The organism is Micrococcus sp. R8502A1 (assembly GCF_006704135.1).
Taxonomy (GTDB): domain Bacteria; phylum Actinomycetota; class Actinomycetes; order Actinomycetales; family Micrococcaceae; genus Micrococcus; species Micrococcus luteus.
Window position 1 is genome coordinate 36,114 of record NZ_VIGS01000011.1, and the last position, 17,764, is coordinate 53,877.

15 protein-coding genes are annotated in these 17,764 nt (G+C 74.1%); 10 read left to right on the forward strand and 5 right to left on the reverse strand.

Annotated features, from left to right (window positions below; all coding sequences use genetic code 11):
* Window positions 1-26: 26 nt before the first annotated feature.
* Complete coding sequence (locus FLM69_RS03875; protein WP_141843121.1) at window positions 27-1,490, forward strand: mycothione reductase; 1,464 nt, start codon at window positions 27-29, stop codon at window positions 1,488-1,490.
* Between the two features lie 62 nt (window positions 1,491-1,552).
* Here FLM69_RS03875 and FLM69_RS03880 read toward each other — a convergent pair whose 3' ends face one another.
* Together FLM69_RS03880 and FLM69_RS03885 are read right to left on the reverse strand one after the other, a co-directional pair.
* Window positions 1,553-3,388, reverse strand: coding sequence for a long-chain fatty acid--CoA ligase (locus FLM69_RS03880; protein ID WP_141843122.1), 1,836 nt, complete (start codon window positions 3,386-3,388; stop codon window positions 1,553-1,555).
* A gap of 114 nt (window positions 3,389-3,502) precedes the next feature.
* Entirely contained in the window at window positions 3,503-4,273 is a 771-nt protein-coding gene (locus tag FLM69_RS03885; RefSeq protein WP_141843124.1) for a carboxylesterase, read from the reverse strand.
* Window positions 4,274-4,341: 68 nt separating this feature from the next.
* Between FLM69_RS03885 and FLM69_RS03890 the strand changes: the two genes are divergently transcribed.
* Both FLM69_RS03890 and FLM69_RS03895 read left to right on the forward strand, forming a co-directional pair.
* Window positions 4,342-5,049 carry a 1-acyl-sn-glycerol-3-phosphate acyltransferase gene (locus FLM69_RS03890; RefSeq protein WP_036316678.1) on the forward strand — a complete coding sequence of 236 codons (708 nt, stop codon included), beginning with the start codon at window positions 4,342-4,344 and terminating at the stop codon, window positions 5,047-5,049.
* A 71-nt stretch (window positions 5,050-5,120) separates the two neighbouring features.
* Window positions 5,121-6,533: a class II 3-deoxy-7-phosphoheptulonate synthase gene (locus tag FLM69_RS03895; RefSeq protein WP_141843126.1), complete on the forward strand. Its 1,413-nt coding sequence runs from the start codon at window positions 5,121-5,123 to the stop codon at window positions 6,531-6,533.
* Window positions 6,534-6,557: 24 nt separating this feature from the next.
* Here FLM69_RS03895 and pknB read toward each other — a convergent pair whose 3' ends face one another.
* Together pknB and FLM69_RS03905 are read right to left on the reverse strand one after the other, a co-directional pair.
* A complete protein-coding gene (gene pknB / locus FLM69_RS03900) occupies window positions 6,558-8,495 on the reverse strand; it encodes a Stk1 family PASTA domain-containing Ser/Thr kinase (RefSeq protein WP_255502700.1) in 1,938 nt (645 codons plus the stop codon).
* A gap of 55 nt (window positions 8,496-8,550) precedes the next feature.
* Window positions 8,551-9,723: a LysM peptidoglycan-binding domain-containing protein gene (locus tag FLM69_RS03905; protein WP_141843127.1), complete on the reverse strand. Its 1,173-nt coding sequence runs from the start codon at window positions 9,721-9,723 to the stop codon at window positions 8,551-8,553.
* A gap of 211 nt (window positions 9,724-9,934) precedes the next feature.
* On the opposite strand from FLM69_RS03905, the gene FLM69_RS03910 reads away from it, so the two are divergent.
* Entirely contained in the window at window positions 9,935-10,333 is a 399-nt protein-coding gene (locus tag FLM69_RS03910; protein WP_141843129.1) for an Rv2175c family DNA-binding protein, read from the forward strand.
* Between the two features lie 44 nt (window positions 10,334-10,377).
* Here the strand turns inward: FLM69_RS03910 and FLM69_RS03915 are convergent, their stop codons facing one another.
* Complete coding sequence (locus FLM69_RS03915; RefSeq protein WP_063189733.1) at window positions 10,378-11,493, reverse strand: polyprenyl synthetase family protein; 1,116 nt, start codon at window positions 11,491-11,493, stop codon at window positions 10,378-10,380.
* A gap of 55 nt (window positions 11,494-11,548) precedes the next feature.
* Between FLM69_RS03915 and dinB the strand changes: the two genes are divergently transcribed.
* The 6 genes from dinB (at window position 11,549) to FLM69_RS03945 (ending at window position 17,647) form a co-directional block, all read left to right on the forward strand.
* On the forward strand, window positions 11,549-12,844 hold the full coding sequence (dinB, locus tag FLM69_RS03920) for a DNA polymerase IV (protein WP_141843131.1): 1,296 nt from the start codon (window positions 11,549-11,551) through the stop codon (window positions 12,842-12,844).
* A gap of 133 nt (window positions 12,845-12,977) precedes the next feature.
* Window positions 12,978-13,364 carry a DUF3040 domain-containing protein gene (locus tag FLM69_RS03925; protein WP_141843133.1) on the forward strand — a complete coding sequence of 129 codons (387 nt, stop codon included), beginning with the start codon at window positions 12,978-12,980 and terminating at the stop codon, window positions 13,362-13,364.
* Window positions 13,365-13,664: 300 nt separating this feature from the next.
* Entirely contained in the window at window positions 13,665-14,096 is a 432-nt protein-coding gene (mraZ, locus tag FLM69_RS03930) for a division/cell wall cluster transcriptional repressor MraZ (RefSeq protein WP_002854575.1), read from the forward strand.
* Between the two features lie 142 nt (window positions 14,097-14,238).
* Window positions 14,239-15,234 (forward strand): 16S rRNA (cytosine(1402)-N(4))-methyltransferase RsmH, encoded by a 996-nt coding sequence (gene rsmH / locus FLM69_RS03935; RefSeq protein ID WP_141843135.1) that lies wholly within the window; start codon window positions 14,239-14,241, stop codon window positions 15,232-15,234.
* Window positions 15,231-15,824, forward strand: coding sequence for a hypothetical protein (locus FLM69_RS03940; protein WP_036314150.1), 594 nt, complete (start codon window positions 15,231-15,233; stop codon window positions 15,822-15,824). The genes rsmH and FLM69_RS03940 overlap by 4 nt, the downstream gene beginning before the upstream one ends.
* Before the next feature lie 68 nt (window positions 15,825-15,892).
* Window positions 15,893-17,647 carry a penicillin-binding protein 2 gene (locus tag FLM69_RS03945; protein ID WP_235186536.1) on the forward strand — a complete coding sequence of 585 codons (1,755 nt, stop codon included), beginning with the start codon at window positions 15,893-15,895 and terminating at the stop codon, window positions 17,645-17,647.
* Window positions 17,648-17,764: the final 117 nt, after the last annotated feature.

The window sequence follows — 17,764 nt, forward strand, 5'->3', positions numbered from 1 at the left end:
CCGGGCCCGTGCCTATCCTGGAGGGCATGGCCACCCCTGAGGAACACCACGACCTGCTCATCATCGGATCCGGATCGGGGAACTCCCTGATCAGCGAACACTGGAAGGGCCGGAGCGTCGTGATCGCCGACTCCGGCACGTTCGGCGGCACCTGCCTGAACGTCGGCTGCATCCCCACCAAGATGTACGCCTACCCGGCCGGCCTGGCCGCGCTGCCCCCCGAGGCCCGGAGCCTCGGGGTGGGACTGGAGTTCACGGGCGCCGACTTCCCGGCCATCCGGGACCGCATCTTCACACGCATCGACGGCATCAGCCGGGACGGGCTGCGCTACCGCCGGGACGATCTGGACTACACGAGCGTGATCCAGGAGGAGGTGCGCTTCGTCGGCCCCCGCCGCGTGCGCACCGCCTCGGGCCGGGAGATCACGGCGGACCAGGTCGTGGTCGCCGCAGGGTCGCGGCCCACCCTCCCCGAGATCCCGGGCCTGGACCTGCCGTCGGTGCACACCTCGGACACCGTGATGCGACTGGATCGGCTGCCGCGGCGGCTGCTCGTGGTGGGCGGCGGGTTCATCGCCTGCGAGTTCGCGTCCGTCTTCGCCGGGCTGGGGACCGAGGTCGTCCAGGTCAACCGCGGCCACCGGCTGCTCAAGCAGCACGACATGTCCGTGTCCACGACGTTCACGAAGATCGCGGCCCGACGGTGGGACCTGCGCACGGGCTGGACCCCGGCCGGGATCGAACCGGTCGAGGACGCCGAGCGGGCCGCGGACGGCTGGGTCCGGGTGCGCCTGGATCGCGCGGAGGGACAGGAGCAGACCGGCATCGTGGAGGAGGCCATCGAGGCGGACGCGGTGCTGATCGCGGTCGGCCGGACGCCGAACACGGATCGCCTCGACCCCGCCGCCGCGGGACTGGACGTCACCGACGACGGCGTCCTGGCCAGCGACGAGCATCAGCGCGCGCTCTCCGACGGTGCGCCGGTGGAGGGGGTCTACGTGCTCGGGGACGTCGCCAACACGTGGCAGCTCAAGCACGTGGCCAACCACGAGGCCCGCGTCGTCGCGCACAACCTGGAGCATCCGGACGACCTCCGAGCCAACACGCTCGGTCCCGTGCCGGCGGCCGTGTTCACCCATCCGCAGGCGGCCTCCGTCGGGCTCACGGTGGAGCAGGCGCTCGCCGACTACGGCGCGGACGCGATCACGGTGAAGACCCAGTCCTTCGGGGACGTCGCCTACGGCTGGGCCATGGAGGACACCGAGGGCGTGTGCACCGTCGTCGCGGAGAAGGCCACGGGACGGATCCTCGGCGGGCACATCCTGGGGCACGAGGCCGCGAACCTCATCCAGCCGCTCGTGACCGGCATGGCGTTCGGCATCGACGCCCACCGGCTCGCGCGGGGCCAGTACTGGCCCCACCCGGCCCTCACCGAGGTCGTCGAGAACGCGCTGCTGGGCCTGGACGTGCCGGACTCCGGTCTGCTCTGACCGGACCCGCGGGGACGACGACGCCCGGCCGCGGGGGCCGGGCGCCGTCGTCGAGGGGGCGTTCAGCCCTGCGGGGCGGGCTCCCCGTAGATGTCCGCGATCTGCGCGGCGAAGTCCTTCATGATCGCCGACCGGCGCATCTTCAGGGACGGGGTCACATGGCCCTCCTCCAGGGAGAAGTCGCGGTCGAGGATGCGGAACTCCCGGATCCCCTCGGCGCGCGAGACCAGGCTGTTGGCCTTGTCCACGGCCTCCTGGATGTGGCGGCGCACCGCGTCCTCGCGTGCGGCCGCGGCGACGTCGAGGTCCTTCGGCAGGCCGTTCGCGGCGAGCCACGCGGGCAGGGTGTCGGTGTCGAGGGTGACGATCGCCGCGATGAAGGGCTTGCCGTCGCCGACCACCATCACCTGGGAGATGAGCGCGTCGCTGCGGATCGCGTCCTCGAGCATCGCCGGTGCCACGTTCTTGCCGCCGGCCGTCACCAGCAGCTCCTTCTTGCGGCCGGTGATCCTGAGGAAGCCGTCGTCGTCCAGGGCTCCGAGGTCTCCGGTGCGGAACCAGCCGTCCTCGAAGGCCTCCTCGTTCGCCTCCGGCCGGTTGTGGTAGCCGCGCATCAGCGACGTGCCGCGCGTGAGGATCTCGCCGTCCTCGGCGATCCGCACCTGGTTGCCGCCGAGGGGGTGTCCGACCGTGCCGATCTTCAGCCGGTCCGGCCGGCCCACGGTGATGGGGGCCGTCGTCTCGGTGAGGCCGTAGCCCTCGAGGATGGTCACGCCCACGCCGCGGAAGAAGTGCGCCAGGTCGGGGGAGAGGGGGCCGCCGCCGGAGACCGCGTACGCGAGCCGGCCGCCCATGGCCGCCCGGATCCGGCGGTAGATCAGCGCGGAGTAGAACGCGCGCTGCAGCCGCAGGGGCGCCGTCATCTGGCCCGAGTCCAGCGCCCGGGACCAGCGGATCGCCACGTCCGCGCCACGGCGGAAGATCTTCTCCTTGCCGCCGCTCTGCGCGTTGAGCAGCGCCGCGTTGTAGATCTTCTCGAACACGCGCGGCACGGCCAGCACGAAGCTCGGCTGGAAGGTCTGCAGCGAGACCGAGAGCCGCTTGATGTCCGAGACGTGCCCGGTGCGTGCGCCCGCGGCGACGGTGAGCACCGAGACGAAGCGCGCGAACACGTGCGCCAGGGGGATGAACAGCACGGTGGAGGTGTCCGAGCGGACGACGTCGCCGAGCGAAGAGGACAGCGTCTGGTTGACGAGCTCCGCGAAGTTCTCATGCGTGAGCTCACAGCCCTTGGGTCGGCCCGTGGTGCCGGAGGTGTAGATGATGGTCGCCAGGTCGGCCAGGCCGGCGGAGGACCGGCGCGTCTCGAGCTCCTCATCGGTGACGTCCGCGCCCAGGGCGACGAGCGCCTCGAGGCCGGAGCCGGGGGCGCCGTCGGCCGGGTCCATCGTCCACAGGCCGATCAGCTCCGGCAGGCCCTCGCGCTGCACCGCGTCCCGCACCGTCTTGGCGAGGTTCTCGTTCCCGGTCACGACAGCGCGCACGGCCGAGTCCTCGATGATCCAGGACACCTGGCTGACGGAGGAGGTCTCGTACACGGGCACGGTGACCGCGCCGGCGTACCAGATGGCGAAGTCGACCAGTGTCCACTCCAGGCGGGTGGAGGCCAGGAGACCGACCGACTCCCCGGGCTGGATCCCGGCGGCGATGAGCCCCTTGGCCAGGGCCCGCACGCGCTCGCGGGCGTCCCGGGCGGAGACGTCCGTCCACTGGTCCTGTGCGTCGGGCACCGCGAAGAGGCCGTGGTCGGGACGCTCCGTGGCCTGGCGTTCCAGGAAGTCCGTGATGTTCGCCTCCGGGGACAGGCGGGGCTGGTACGGCTCGCTGATCTCGTGCATGGGACTCCTCGGGTGTTGGGTCGGTCCCGCCGACCGGTGGTCGGCGGAACGGAAGTATGTGTGAGTCGTGTCACGCACACTCTACAACCGGGAGCGGTGGGGTCCGGGCGCGACTCAGTGCGTCGTCATGGCGGCGACCGCGCTCCGGCCGTGGTCGATCAGCAGCGGCAGGTCGTGGTCGAGCGTGGCGACGTGGCGGCTGCGGGGCAGTCCCACCACCTCCACGGGGGCCTGGCGCAGGCCCCGCACCAGGGTCCGGTGGCTCGAGGCGGGCACGACGGCGTCGCGGGCGGACCGGTAGACCGTCACGGGAGCGGTGATCCGCGGCAGGGCGCGGCGGGCGGCCCGCTGGATGCGGCCGAGGGCGGCGACGCCGGCCACCGGCGTGCGGGGGTAGGCGCGCTCGCGCGCCGTCGGGTCCGCGATGTCGTCCGCGATCGGGGCGACCGTGGGGACGAACGGGGCCAGCAGCGGGGCGAAGGGGGCGAGCGGGCTGGCGAAGCGCAGCGCGGGGTTCACCACGAGCACCCCGGCCACGGGTCGGTGGGCGGCGGCGTCGAGCGCGAGGGCGCCGCCCATCGAGATGCCCGCCATGACCACGCGGCCGTGTCGGGCGAGCTCGAGGTCCACGACGGCCCGGACGGCGGCGCGGATCTCGTCCGCACCGGTGGCGGCGAGGTCCTCCCACCGGGTGCCGTGCCCCGGCAGCAGGGGCACGCTCACGGGGGAGCCGCCTGCCGCGAGCCCCTCGGCCCAGGCGCGGACGGAGGCCGGAGTCGAGGTGAACCCGTGCAGGAGCACGACGCAGTGGTCGCGCCGGGCGGGAGCGGCGGGCATGAGGCGCAGGGAGAGGTCTTCGGGGGCGACGGCGACGGGGCGGGGCATGGTGCCAGGGTAAGGCAGGCGGACCATACGATGGGCAGGCACCCGACCGCCCCGACCGGAAGGCCCTCGTGTCCACGTTCTACTGGTCCGCCAAGACGTTCGCCGTGGCTCCGGCCACCCGCCTGCTGTTCCGCCCCTGGGTGAAGGGCCTCGGGAACGTGCCGGCCGAGGGCCCGGCGATCCTGGCCAGCAACCACCTGTCCGTCTCGGACTCGGTGTTCATGCCGGCCATGCTCGACCGCCAGGTGCACTTCCTGGCCAAGCACGAGTACTTCACCGGCCCGGGCGTGAAGGGCTGGGTCACCCGCCGGTTCTTCGAGGCGGCGAACCAGCTGCCCATGGACCGCTCCGGCGGAGAGGCGTCCCTGCGCTCGCTGGACGCGGGCCTCGAGGCGCTGCGGGAGGGCCGGCTGCTCGGGATCTACCCGGAGGGCACCCGCAGCCCGGACGGGCGGCTGCACCGCGGCAAGATCGGCGTGGCCAAGCTCGCGCTGGCCTCGGGCGCGCCCGTGGTGCCCATCGCGATGATCGGCACGGACCGGGTGCAGCCGATCGGCCACGTGCTGCCGCGGATCCGGCGCCTGGGCATGATCTTCGGCGAGCCGCTGGACTTCTCCGACCGTGCCGAGGCCGCCGGCGACCCCCGGGTGCTGCGGGAGGTGACGGACGAGATCATGGAGGCCATCCGGCGCCTGTCGGGCCAGGAGTACGTGGACACCTACGCGGCGGACGTGAAGGCGGGCCGTACGGCCGCTCCGCCACGCGCCCGCGACTGAGCGGGGCCCGCGCGTCGTCATCCGGGGACGCTCAGACCGGGGCGCGGCACGCGGCCCCTAGCCTGGTGCACATGACTGAAGACCCCCGCGAGAAGATCCTGGCCTTCGGCACCGCCATCTCGGAGGGCGCCGCCGACATCCCCGGCCTGGACCACTGGCGCTCGCTGCCGATCGCGCAGGCACCGTCCTGGGCGGACGAGGCCGATCACCGCGCCGCCGTCGCCGAGCTGAGCGCCCTGCCCCCGCTCGTCTTCGCGGGCGAGGTCGACCTGCTGCGCGCCCGTCTGGCCGATGTCGCCCAGGGTCGCGCGTTCCTCCTGCAGGGCGGCGACTGCGCCGAGACGTTCGCCGGGTCCACCGCCAACCGGATCAGCGCCCGGGTGAAGACCATCCTGCAGATGGCCGCGGTGCTGACCTACGGCGCCTCCATGCCGGTCGTGAAGATGGGCCGGATCGCCGGCCAGTTCGCCAAGCCGCGGTCCTCGGACACGGAGACCCGCGACGGCGTCACGCTGCCCAGCTTCCGCGGTGAGATCGTGAACGGCTATGAGTTCACCGAGCAGGCACGCCGGCACGACGCCCGACGGATGGTGCAGGCGTACCACACCTCCGCCTCCACCCTGAACCTGGTCCGCGCCTTCACCCAGGGCGGCTTCGCCGATCTGCGCAGCGTGCACCAGTGGAACCAGGGCTTCATGGCCAACCCGGCCTACGCCCAGTACGAGGAGATGGCCGCCGAGATCGACCGCGCGGTCCGTTTCATGAACGCCGCGGGCGTGGACTTCGAGGCCATGCGCCGCACCGAGTTCTACTCGGCCCACGAGGCGCTCCTGCTCGACTACGAGCGCGCCCTGACCCGCGTGGACTCGCGCAGCGGCGACCCCTACGCCACGAGCGCCCACTTCCTGTGGATCGGTGAGCGCACCCGCCAGGTGGACGGCGCCCACGTCGACTTCCTCTCCCGGGTCCGCAACCCGATCGGCGTGAAGCTCGGCCCGACCACCACGGTCGCGGACGCCCTCGAGCTCGCGGAGCGGCTGGACCCGGAGCGCGAGCCGGGCCGCCTGACCTTCATCACCCGCATGGGCGCGGAGCGGATCCGGGACGTGCTGCCCGGCATCGTCGAGGGCGTCCGTGACGCGGGGCTGGAGCCGGTGTGGGTCACCGACCCCATGCACGGCAACACCGTGACCGCGGCCAACGGCTACAAGACCCGCCGGTTCGAGGACGTGATGGACGAGGTCAGCGGCTTCTTCGAGGTGCACCGCGGGCTCGGCACGCACCCGGGCGGCATGCACGTCGAGCTGACCGGCGACGACGTCGCCGAGTGCCTGGGCGGCTCCGACCCGATCAACGAGGCCGACTTCGACGCCCGCTACGAGACGCTGTGCGACCCGCGGCTGAACCACCAGCAGTCCCTGGAGATGGCGTTCAAGGTCACCGAGGCCCTCTCGCACCCCGAGCGTCGCGCGTCGCGGGCCTGACCGCGCGGCCGGGCACGCCCCGGCTCAGCCGACCCAGGCGTGGACCGCGGTGCCCTCGGGCAGGGCGGTCCCGGCGGCGGGGGACTGGTGCAGGACCCGGGACTCGCCCCGGCCGGAGAGCGGCAGCGGCAGGCGATGCACGCGGGCGTCCCAGCCGTCGTCCGCCAGCGTCGTGCCCGCCGTCTCCGGATCCTGCCCGGTCACGTCCGGCACCGGGCGCACGGCGCGGCCCTCGGAGAGCACCACGCGGACCGCGGTGCCCGGCGTCGCCTGCTCGCCGGGGGCCGGGTGCTGCTCGATCACGGCCCCGGCCGGCACTGCGGGATCGGTGCGGCGCTCCGCGACCTCCACGGTGAATCGGGCGTCCCGGGCCACGCCGTGGGCCCGCCGGATCACGACGCCGGTCAGGTCCGGCACCGGCACCGGCGCGGGGCCGGCGGAGACGGTGAGCTCGACGGGGGTGCCGCGCCCCGCCGGCTCCCCGGCCGCGGGCGAGCTGGCGACGACCGTGCCCTCCGTGCGGAGTTCGTCGTGCCGGGCCGTGACCGCCGCGGTGAAGCCCGCGGCGGTCAGCCGTTCCTCCGCCGCCTCCCGGGCCAGCCCGTCGAGGTCGGGGACCACCGCCACACCTCCGACTCCGAGGCCGCCGGAGCCCAGCGTCCAGCCCAGCAGCAGGGCGACGCCGGTGAGCAGCAGGGTCACGGCCGCGCCGATCGCGGCGGTCCGGCCGGTGCCCTGGCCGAGGTCGAGCGCGGGGCGGCGGGCCGCCCGACGCAGCCGCCGCTGGGAGCTGCGCCCCGGATGCCGGTCCGCCGGAGCGGGGTCGAGCCCGAGCGGGCCGATCGGCTCCGCCGGGCGCGCGGCGGGCCGCCGGTCGCCCCCGTGCGTCGCCACACGGGTGTCGATGACGTCGGTCATGTCCTCGTCGAGGTCGGACTCGGCCAGGGCGGGGAGCACGCGCGTCGCGTGGTGGTCGCCGGCGTCGAGGGCCCGGGTCTCCAGGTCCCCGTCCGGGGCCGCGTCCTCGAGGCCATTGGCGGCGGGGCCGGCCGGCGCCGGGTCCGCGCCCGGGCCCTCGGCGGGGCGGCGGTCCGGTGCGTCGGGGTCCAGGCCCGCCGCCACGGCGTCGATGCGGTGCAGGAGCTCGCCGGCACCGGCGGGCCGGTCGGCCGGGTCCGGCTCGGTGCACCACAGCACGAGGTCGTCGAGGTCCTCGGGGAGCCCGGGGTGCAGCGTGGACGGCACGGGGACCCGCTCGTGGACGTGCCGGTAGGCGACCTGCAGCGCGGTCGCCGCGGTGTACGGCTGGCGGCCCGTGAGCAGTTCGAACAGGATGATGCCCACGGCGTACACGTCGGAGCGGGCGTCGGCGGGCGCCCCGGCGATGTGCTCGGGGGCGAGGTAGGCGGGCGTGCCCACGACGGCCTGCCCGGCCATGGTGTGGGCCGTGGCGGCGCGGGACAGGCCGAAGTCCGCGACCGTCACCCGGCCGTCCTCGCGGACGAGCACGTTCTCGGGCTTCACGTCCCGGTGCACCAGTCCGGCGCGGTGCGCGGCGGCCAGGCCGTCGACGAGCGGACGCAGGTACCGCAGCGCCTCCCGGGGCGAGAGCGGTGCACGGTCCCGGATGACGGTGCGCAGCGTGCGGCCGGGCACGTGCTCCATCACGAGGTAGGCCAGCACGTCGCCGTCCTCGGCCTCGGTGTGGCCCTGGTCCAGGACCGCGACGACGTGCGGATGGGACAGCCGCGCCGCCGTCTTGGCCTCCTGCTCGAACCGGCCGACGAGGACGGGGTCCTCCGCCAGGTGCGGGTGCATGACCTTGAGCGCCACCTCGCGGTCGAGACGCTCGTCCACGGCCAGGTAGACGGTGGACATGCCGCCCCGGGCCAGCCGCTCGACGACCCGGTAGCGGCCGTCGACGATGCCCCCCACGAGGGGGTCTCGGCGTGCGCTGCTCATCGTCCCAGGGTAGGACAGGCGGCGGACCCCCTCGGGGCGGTCCGCCGCCGGCGGATCAGAACATCGCCATCGCGGCGCGCACCTTGGCCACGTAGTCCCGTGCCTCCGGGTTCAGGCCGCTGTCCAGCACTCCGCCGAGGCCCTGGTAGTAGGCCCCGATGCCCTCATCGAGCGTGGGGGTGCGGTCCTGCACGTACTTGATGAACGCGACGCCGGCCACCGCGTTGTCGTAGGGGTCCAGCAGGTTCAGCTCGCGACCCACCAGCTCCGAGGCGAACTCGCCCGTGATCGGGATGACCTGCATCGCCCCCACGGCGTTGCCGGGGGAGACCGAGGCCATGCGGAAGCGGGACTCGGTGTACGCATGGCCCAGGGCCAGGCGGGGGTCCACGCCCATCCGCTCGGCGGTCTCGCGGACGATCTGCTGCATCTGCTCGGGGGTGGGCTGCGGGACGGAGCGCAGCAGGCGCAGGTTCTCGTTCGCCGAGGCCGTGACGTGCGGCGCGTAGGTGCGCCCGAGGAAGGTGTCGCCGACCGCCTGGACGCCGGAGACCGGCTCCACCTCGAGGGTGCCGTCGGAGATCACGAGCACGTCGCCGGGATGCAGCGTCGAGGCCCGCGTCAGGCCGTTGAGCTCGCGCAGACGGGGGATGGAGACCTCGAACCGCTGGGAGATCCCCCAGAGGGAGTCGCCGGAGACCACGGTGTACCGGACCGTCCCGCCGGCCGCCGCCGGGGCCGTCGACGCCGGCGCGGAGGCCGGGGTCGTGGCCGGGGTGGTCGACGTGGGGGCCTTCGGCGCGGGGCCCGTGCGCTGCGTGGTGAGGACCATGCCCGGGTGGAGCATGCTCGACGCGCTCATGCCGTTAAAGCGCTGCAGCTGCTCGGCGGAGACGCCGGTGCGGCGGGCGATGATCCACCACCCGTCGTTCGGCTGCACCGTGTAGGTCCCGGCGGCCGGGGCCGGGGCCGCCGCGCCGGTCAAGCGGAGCTCGTCACCCGGGTAGAGCACGGTCTCCAGGCCCAGGCCGTTGAACCGCAGCAGGTCGGCGACGGAGACGCCGCGGGCGGCCGAGATCCGGGTGAGGGTGTCGCCCGGGCGCACGGTGTGCACCGCCGCCTCCTGGGCGTGGGCCTGGGCGGGCAGACCGGTGAGCAGCAGCAGGGGCACCGCACCGCCGGTCAGGGCGGAGCGCAGTCGGCGGGAGCGGACGGGGGTGTGGGACACGGCAGACCTCGGCATCGGATCGGACGGATGGAACACGACGGGGAAGTGACGGGTGGGACCCGTGGCCCCCCGCGGTCGACCGACGACGTCGGCGCCCGACCGTGGAGCCTCGGCGATGTTATCGGAATGTGATCTTCGTGACCATACTGAGATCCATGCCGTCCGGGGCGCGGTGAGCCGGGCCCGTCGGCGGCCACGTAGGCTGGCGCCCGTGAGCACCACTTCCTCCGACACCCCGGTCCCCGCTGACGCGATCCCCGCCGAGCTCGACGCCCTCGTGGGCGAGTGGCTCTCCGTGCCCGACGTGGCGGAGCGCCTCGACCAGCGCGTGACCCGCGTCCACAACCTCGTGCATGATCGCCGCCTGCTGGCCGTGCGACGCCCCGAGCCCGCGGTGCGGTCCGTGCCGGCCCTGTTCCTCACCGAGTCCGGCGTGCTCGACTCCCTGCAGGGCACGCTCGTGCTGCTGGCCGACGCCGGCTTCTCCGATGAGGAGGCCCTCCGTTGGCTGTTCACCGAGGACGAGTCGTTGCCCGGCCGGCCCATCGACGCGCTCCGGGACGGTCGGAAGACCGAGATCCGGCGCCGCGCCCAGGCCCTGGCCTGGTGAGCCGGCCCCGCGGGCGACGATCCGCCCGCGGGGTCCGTCGCCGCTCAGTGGCGGCGCGACGTGTAGGCGTCGATCAGCTGCGTGAGCTCGGCGCTGACGTCCTCGGGGACGCCGTGCGCGAGCAGGCCCGCCACGGCCCCGGCCGCCTCGTGCGAGAGCGCCGCGACCCGCTCCTCGACGGCCCGGCGCGCGCCGCACGCCTCGAGGACGCCCTGCCAGTGGGCCACCCGGTCCGCACCGAGGTCCGGGTCGCCGAGGTCCGCGTCGAGTGCAGCGGCCTCGTCCGGGGCGAGCAGCTCGACGGCGCGGGCGATGAGCACGGTCTGCTTGCCCTCCCGCAGGTCGTCGCCCGCGGGCTTGCCCGTGGTCGCCGGATCGCCGAACACGCCGAGCAGGTCGTCCCGGTACTGGAAGGCCATGCCGAACGGCAGCGACACCCGGGCGAACGCGGTCACCAGCCCGTCGTCCGCCCCCGCCAGCAGCCCCCCGAGGGCGAGCGGGTGCACCGCCGAATAGCGCGCCGACTTGTGCTCCACCACCGCCTCGGCGGCCGCCTCGGCCTCGCGGGCGTCGCGCGCCGCCGGGGCCATCTCGGCCACCACGTCGAGGTACTGACCCGCCATCACGCCGAAGCGCATCCGCTCGAGCTCGACCCGCGCCCGGTCCTCCCGGGGCGTGCCGGCGAGCACGCGCGCGAAGGCCGTCTCGCTCATCCCCAGCGCGACGTCGCCGGCGAGGATCGCGGCGGAGACGCCGAAGTGCTCCGCGGCGTGCCGCCAGCCCGCCTCCCGGTGGAGGGACTCGAAGCGGCGGTGCACGCTGGGCATCCCGCGGCGGGTGTCCGAGCGGTCCAGGATGTCGTCGTGGATCAGCGCCGCGGCCTGGAACAGCTCGAACGCCGCCCCCGCCTCGGCGATGCGGGGGTCCTCCGCCTCGCCACCGGCCGCCCGCCAGCCGAGCCAGGCCAGGACGGCGCGCAGGCGCTTGCCGCCCGCGGTCAGGTCCGCGATCGCGTCCACGAGGGGCGCGGTCAGCGGGTGGACGTCCCGGGCGAGGTCCCGGTGCTCCGCCAGCAGGCGGTCGAGGGCGTCGGCGACGGCGGCGCGGAAGCGGTCCTGGTCGGCGGGACGGGGGCGGGGGACGGCGACGTCGGCGGGCATGGCCCCACCCTAGCCGCGCCGCGCGACGGATCGCCGGTCCCGATAGGCTCGGTCCATGTCCGAGACCGCGCCCGCTGCACCCCGCGATGAGGCGACGATCCTCCACGTGGACATGGACGCCTTCTTCCTGTCCGTCGAGCTGCGCGAACGGCCCGACCTCGAGGGGCGTCCCGCCGCCGTCGCCGCCCCGAGCGGCCGGTCCGTGGTGCTCTCCGCCTCGTACGCGGCGCGGGCCTACGGGGTCCGTTCGGCGATGCCCCTGGCGCACGCCCGCGCCCTGTGCCCGCCCCTCGTGGTCATCCCGCCGCGCCAGCAGCTCTACCGGGCCGTCTCCGCCGAGGTGATGGCCGTGCTCGCGGACGTGACCCCCGTGATGGAGCAGCTCAGCGTGGACGAGGCGTTCCTCGACGTCGCCGGCGCGCTCCGTCGGCTCGGCCCGCCCGAGCACATCGGCCACCTGATCCGAGAGCGCGTGCGCTCCGCGCTGGGGCTGCCGTGCACCGTGGGCGGCTCGGCCGTGAAGTTCGTGGCCAAGACGGCGTCCACCGCGGCCAAGCCCGACGGCCTGCTAATCGTGCCGCCGGAGCGCACCCTGGACTTCCTTCATCCGCTGCCCGTGGGCCGGCTGTGGGGCGTGGGCCCCAAGGCGGCCGAGCGGCTCGCCCGGCGGGGGGTGGCGACCATCGGCGACCTCGCCCGGGTGGACCCCGCGCGGCTGGAGGCGTCGTTCGGGGCCGCCGGCCGGGAGTGGGCGTCGCTGGCCCGGGGCATCGACCCGCGTCTCGTCGCCCCGCGCCCGGCGGCCCGCAGCATCGGCGCGGACCACACCTTCGACGTCGACCCCGTCGACGTCGCGGGCGTCGACCCGGAGGTCCTGCGCCTGTGTCACCGGGTCGCGGCCCGGCTGCGCGCGGAGCAGGTCACCGCCGGGGCGGTCACGGTCCGCCTCAAGGCGCCGGACGGGTCCGTGCGCAGCCGCACCGCCCGCCTCGCCCGGCCCACCGCCACGGGCCACGACCTCCTCGGCCCGGCGCGGCGGCTCGTCCGTGAGCTGCACGCCGAACGGCCGCATCCGGTCCGGCTCGTGGGCGTGCGCGCCGAGCGCCTCGGGGACGCGGCCGATCGGCCCCCGGCCCAGGAGGCGCTCTTCGGCGGTCCCGGCTGGGGGACGGAGGACGAGGCGGCGGAGGCGGGCGACTGGGCCGGTGCTGAGGCCGCCCTCGACGCCGTCGCCCGGCGCTTCCCGACGGCGGCCGTGCGGCCGGCGTCCCTGCTGGATCGCCGCGAGGCCCGCGCCGACGCCCGCCGGGACGCGCCGCGGCCGGGCACGGGCGGCCCGGACCGGGAGTGAGGGGCTCCGGGGCCGGCGACGCCGTCACCTGGCTGGGGTGGGGCGGCAGGTCCTATCCTGGAGGGCAAGTCGGACGCGCGGGCGTCCCCTCCCGGTCCCGGAGGCGTCGGAGGCCGCGTTTGAAGGAGTCGCCATGCCCCTCTCAGAGCATGAGCAGCGGATGCTGGACCAGCTGGAGCAGCAGCTGCGCACCGAGGACCCCCGGCTGGCCACCCAGATGGCGGACACGGGGCGTCATCGGCTGCCTGTGGGCCGCGTGGTGGCCGGGGCCATCCTCGGGGTGGTCGGGCTGCTCGTCGTGGTCCTCGGGGTCGCCCACCACGCGATCCTCCTGGGCGTGCTCGGCGTCGTCGTCATCGGGGCCGGCATCTTCCTGCTGACCACGCGGCCGCGCGCCGCCGCCTCCGGGGCCTCGGGCCCGGCGGCCCGACGATCGGGCGCACCGCGGCGGCAGGGGAGCGGCGACTTCATGGGCCGCCTCGAGCGGCGCTGGGACGAGCGACGCGCCCGAGGCGACTGAGCCCGGCCCGCCGGGCCCCCACCCTCCTCCACTGCAGGCCCCGATCCGCGTCGGATCGGGGCCTTTCCGCTGCCCGCGGCACCCGTCGTCACCCCGGCCCCCCACTTCCCTCCACGGCGACGCCCGTCCCGGGATCCGCGGGATGGTGCGCCGAACCCGGAAGCCTCGACACGCCCGTGGCGCCGTGGCCCGCGCTGTGGGGTTGATGGTGGAGGGAAGTGGGGTAATGTGGAGGAAAGGAGAGAGCATGGGTCCCGACCTTGGTCGGGAGGGACCGCTCGACGAGTCAGGGGGTGTGCCGTGTTCTTGGGTACGTACACCCCCCGGCTCGACGAGAAGTCCCGGCTGATCCTCCCCGCCAAGTTCCGTGAGGAGCTGGCGGAGGGGCTGGTCCTGACCCGGGGTCAGGAGCGCTGTATCTACGTGTTCAGCGCTCGTGAGTTCGAGCGGGTCCACGAGCAGATGAGGTCGGCTCCACTGTCCTCCCGCCAGGCCCGTGACTACATCCGCGTCTTCCTCTCGGGGGCGTCGGACGAGGTCCCGGACAAGCAGGGTCGGGTGACCGTGCCGGCGCCGCTGCGGCAGTACGCGGGGCTGGACCGGGACGTGACCGTGATCGGCGCGGGGACGCGAGTGGAGATCTGGGACTCGGAGTCCTGGAACACCTACCTCGCCGAGCAGGAAGCCGCCTTCTCCGAGACCGACGAGGACGTCCTGCCCGGCGTCTTCTGACCGTGACCACCCGACCTCGAGCGAGACCTCCAGCCGACGCCGCCGCACCTGACCCGTCTTCCCCTGGGCCAGGCGCGGCGGCGGACGGATGGGGATCCCGCCCGAGGTCCGCCAGGACCGCGATGTGAGCAGGAGGTCGAGAGTGGACGCAGGCCAGCCGCGCCCCGAGGACCGCCACCTGCCCGTGATGCGGGACCGCGTCGTCGACCTCCTCGCCCCCGCCATCCAGGCCGCGCTCGAGGCCGGCCGCACGCCCGTCGCCGTCGACGGCACCCTGGGCATGGGCGGGCACACCGAGGCCCTGCTGACCCGGTTTCCCCAGCTGCGCGTCATCGGCATCGACCGCGACGCCCACGCGCAGGCCATGGCCGCCGAGCGCCTCGGCCCCCTCGCCGACCGTCTGGTCCCCTTCCACGGCACCTACGACCGGGTGCCCGAGGCCATGGCCGCCGCGGGCGTCACGAAGGTCGACGCCGCGCTCTACGACCTCGGCGTGTCCTCCTACCAGCTGGACGACCGGGAGCGTGGCTTCGCCTACTCCTACGACGCTCCGCTGGACATGCGCATGGACGACACCGCCGAGCGCTCCGCCGCGACGCTCGTGGCGGAGCTGGACGAGCAGGAGCTGCGCCGGATCATCCGTCGCGACGGTGAGGAGCGCTTCGCCGGCCCCATCGCACGGGCCATCGTCCGGGCCCGCGCCGAGGCCCCCATCGAGACCACCGGCCGCCTCGTCGAGGTGATCCGCTCGGCCGTCCCCGTCGCCGCGGGGGCCACCGGCGGGCACCCGGCCAAGCGCACCTTCCAGGCCCTGCGCATCGCCGTGAACGAGGAGCTCGACATCCTCGACGCCGCCGTGCCCGCCATCCTCGACGCCCTCCACGTGGGCGGGCGCCTCGTGGTGATGAGCTACCACTCCCTCGAAGACCGCATCACGAAGCGGCACCTGAGCGCGTGGGCCACGTCCACGGCGCCCCCGGGGTTCCCAGTGGTGCTGGAGGAGCACGAACCCGTGGTGCGGGTGCTCACCCGCGGCACCGAGAAGCCCACCGAAGAAGAAATCTCCGAGAACCGTCGCGCCTCCTCCGCGAGAGTGCGTGCGGTTGAGAAGATCAGGACGTCCAGGACCACGGCATGACGCTGCACGAGGAGATGAGCATGGCCGCACACGCACGGATCGCAGAGTCGCTGCGCCCCGGGTCGACCCCCGTCGCCCCTGCGCGGCCGACTCCGCAGGAGCGCACGCCGCTCTCGGTGGTGCCCGCCCCGCTGCCCCGATCCCGCTCCGGCGTGACCGTGCTGTGCGTCCTCGTGGTGCTCGCCGCGCTCGCGGCGGTGCTCGTCATGAACATCACGATGTCCAACCGGCAGTACGCCCTCCTGGACCTGCGCCAGGAGCAGCAGGCCGTCACCGAGACCAATGAGCGGCTGGCCGAACAGGTGGGCCACCTCGAGGCGCCGCAGAACCTGGCCGCGCGCGCCGACGCCCTCGGGATGGTCGCCCCCGCCGGCACCGCCTCCGTGGACGCGGGCACGGGCCAGTTCAGCGGCGAGGCCCAGGCGGCCCAGGACGGCGACATCTCCGCCACCTACGTCGCGCCGCCGGCGGACGCGGACGCGGTCCGCCAGGGGACGGCCGGCGACGGCCAGGACGAGATCGAGGGACCGCGCACCCTCGGCGGCGAGGACGCCTCCGCCGCCCCCGACCAGGACGCCGCCGACCGTTGATCGACCGTCCCGCCTCGCACCTTCCCCGCGGCGGATCGACGGTCGGGCCCGCTCCCGGGCACCCCGCCGTGCGCACCCGCATCCTTCTCCTGCTCGTCTTCGTCCTGCTCGGCGGGCTCGCACTGCGGCTCGTCTACGTGCAGGGCATCGACCCCACGGGGCAGGCCGCGGCGGCCATGGACCAGCGCCTGACCCACCAGGAGACCCTGCCGCAGCGCGGGTCCATCCTGGACCGCGACGGCGACGTGCTGGCCGCCAGCGTGCGCCGCTACGACATCGTCGTGGACCAGCGCCTCGTCAAGGACTTCAACGAATGGGACCGCGAGGCCCGGGAGACCGTGCTCGTGGACGTGGACTCCCGCCTGGCCAGCCTGGCCGAGGTGCTCGGCATGACGGAGGAGGAGGTGCGCGAGGCCACCATCGGCTCCCGCCCGTACGCCGTGGTGCGTCGCTCCGTGACCCCGGAGGTCCGGGACAAGGCCATGGCGCTCAACGTGCCGGGCCTGCTCTCCGAGGCGGTGGACCGCCGCACCTACCCGAACGGGTCGGTCGCCGGCAGCATCATCGGCTTCATGGGCGGTGACGGCACCGCCCTCGAGGGCCTCGAGCTCAGCCAGGACGACGTCATGACCGGCACCCCGGGCACCCGCACGTTCGAGGTGGGCGCAGACGGCATCCGCATCCCCAACGCCCCGCTCGAGGAGGTTCCGGCCGTGGACGGCGCCGACCTGCGCCTGACCGTGGACAAGGACGCCCAGTGGTTCGCGCAGGAGACCCTCGGCGCCCTCGCCGCCGAGTACGACGCGGAGTGGGCGAACGCCGTCGTGATGGACGTGAAGACGGGCGACGTGATCGTCATGGCGGACTCCACCACGGTGGACCCCGCCGACCCCGACGCCACCGAGGGGAACTTCCGCACCTCCACCGTGATGAGCACCCCGTACGAGCCGGGCTCCACGGGCAAGGCGCTGCCGATCGCGGCCGCCGTCGACGCCGGGAAGGTCACCGCCACGGACGGCTTCACCGTCCCCAGCAGCCAGGACTTCGACGGGCAGACCATCCGGGACTTCTCCCCGCACCCGACGTTCGACATGACCGTCGCAGGCATCTACGCGCGCTCCTACAACACGGGCACGGTGCAGATCGCCGAGAAGATCACGGACGAGCAGCGCTACGAGTACATGCGCTCCTTCGGGGTCGGCCAGCCCATCGACCTCGGCCTGCCGCAGCAGGCGGGCAGCGTCCTCGTCCCGCCCGAACAGTGGGACGGCCGCCAGCGCCTGACCACGGCCTTCGGCCAGGGCTACACCCAGACCACCCTGCACACCGCCCAGATGTATCAGGCCCTCGCCAACGGCGGCGTGCTGATCCCGGCCCGGCTGATCGACGCCACGGTGGACGGCGACGGCGCGGAGAAGCGCTGGGAGTCGTCCGCGGAGCCCCACCGCGTGGTCTCCGAGGAGACGGCGGCGCAGATGCTCCGCATGATGGAGACCGTCGTGACGCAGGGCACCAGCAAGGCCGCCGCGATCCCCGGGTATCGCGTGGGCGGCAAGTCCTCCACCGCCGAGGCTGCGAGCGACACCGGCACGTACGACGGCTACAACCTCGGCTTCACCGCCGTCGCCCCGCTCGACGACCCCCGCTTCGTGGTGTCCGTGTCCATGCATCGGCCGCCGTCCAAGCAGGGCTCCCGGGACGTGTCCGTCGCGGCCGCCACGATCATGGAGTACATGCTCCGCCAGGCGGACGTGCCCGCCACCGGAGCCGAGCCGAACGACTACCGCGTCTTCGTGGACGATCCACAGGACCGGCCGTGGTGACCCACGCCGCCGGCCCCGAGCACCCCAGGACTGTCTCTTAGACACATATGACGCTGCCGACGATCGCTTAAAGATGGAAAACACTGCTCCGCATTTCAATTAAAATTAGAACATAAT

Excerpts from the sequence above, each read along its gene's own strand:
- dinB (WP_141843131.1), top strand. The coding sequence starts at position 11,549 with ATGTCCGAGACCGCGCCCGCTGCACCCCGCGATGAGGCGACGATCCTC.
- FLM69_RS03880 (WP_141843122.1), bottom strand. The coding sequence starts at position 3,388 with ATGCACGAGATCAGCGAGCCGTACCAGCCCCGCCTGTCCCCGGAGGCG.
- FLM69_RS03925 (WP_141843133.1), top strand. The coding sequence starts at position 12,978 with ATGCCCCTCTCAGAGCATGAGCAGCGGATGCTGGACCAGCTGGAGCAG.
- FLM69_RS03915 (WP_063189733.1), bottom strand. The coding sequence starts at position 11,493 with ATGCCCGCCGACGTCGCCGTCCCCCGCCCCCGTCCCGCCGACCAGGAC.
- FLM69_RS03895 (WP_141843126.1), top strand. The coding sequence starts at position 5,121 with ATGACTGAAGACCCCCGCGAGAAGATCCTGGCCTTCGGCACCGCCATC.
- pknB (WP_255502700.1), bottom strand. The coding sequence starts at position 8,495 with ATGAGCAGCGCACGCCGAGACCCCCTCGTGGGGGGCATCGTCGACGGC.
- FLM69_RS03875 (WP_141843121.1), top strand. The coding sequence starts at position 27 with ATGGCCACCCCTGAGGAACACCACGACCTGCTCATCATCGGATCCGGA.
- FLM69_RS03885 (WP_141843124.1), bottom strand. The coding sequence starts at position 4,273 with ATGCCCCGCCCCGTCGCCGTCGCCCCCGAAGACCTCTCCCTGCGCCTC.
- FLM69_RS03940 (WP_036314150.1), top strand. The coding sequence starts at position 15,231 with ATGACGCTGCACGAGGAGATGAGCATGGCCGCACACGCACGGATCGCA.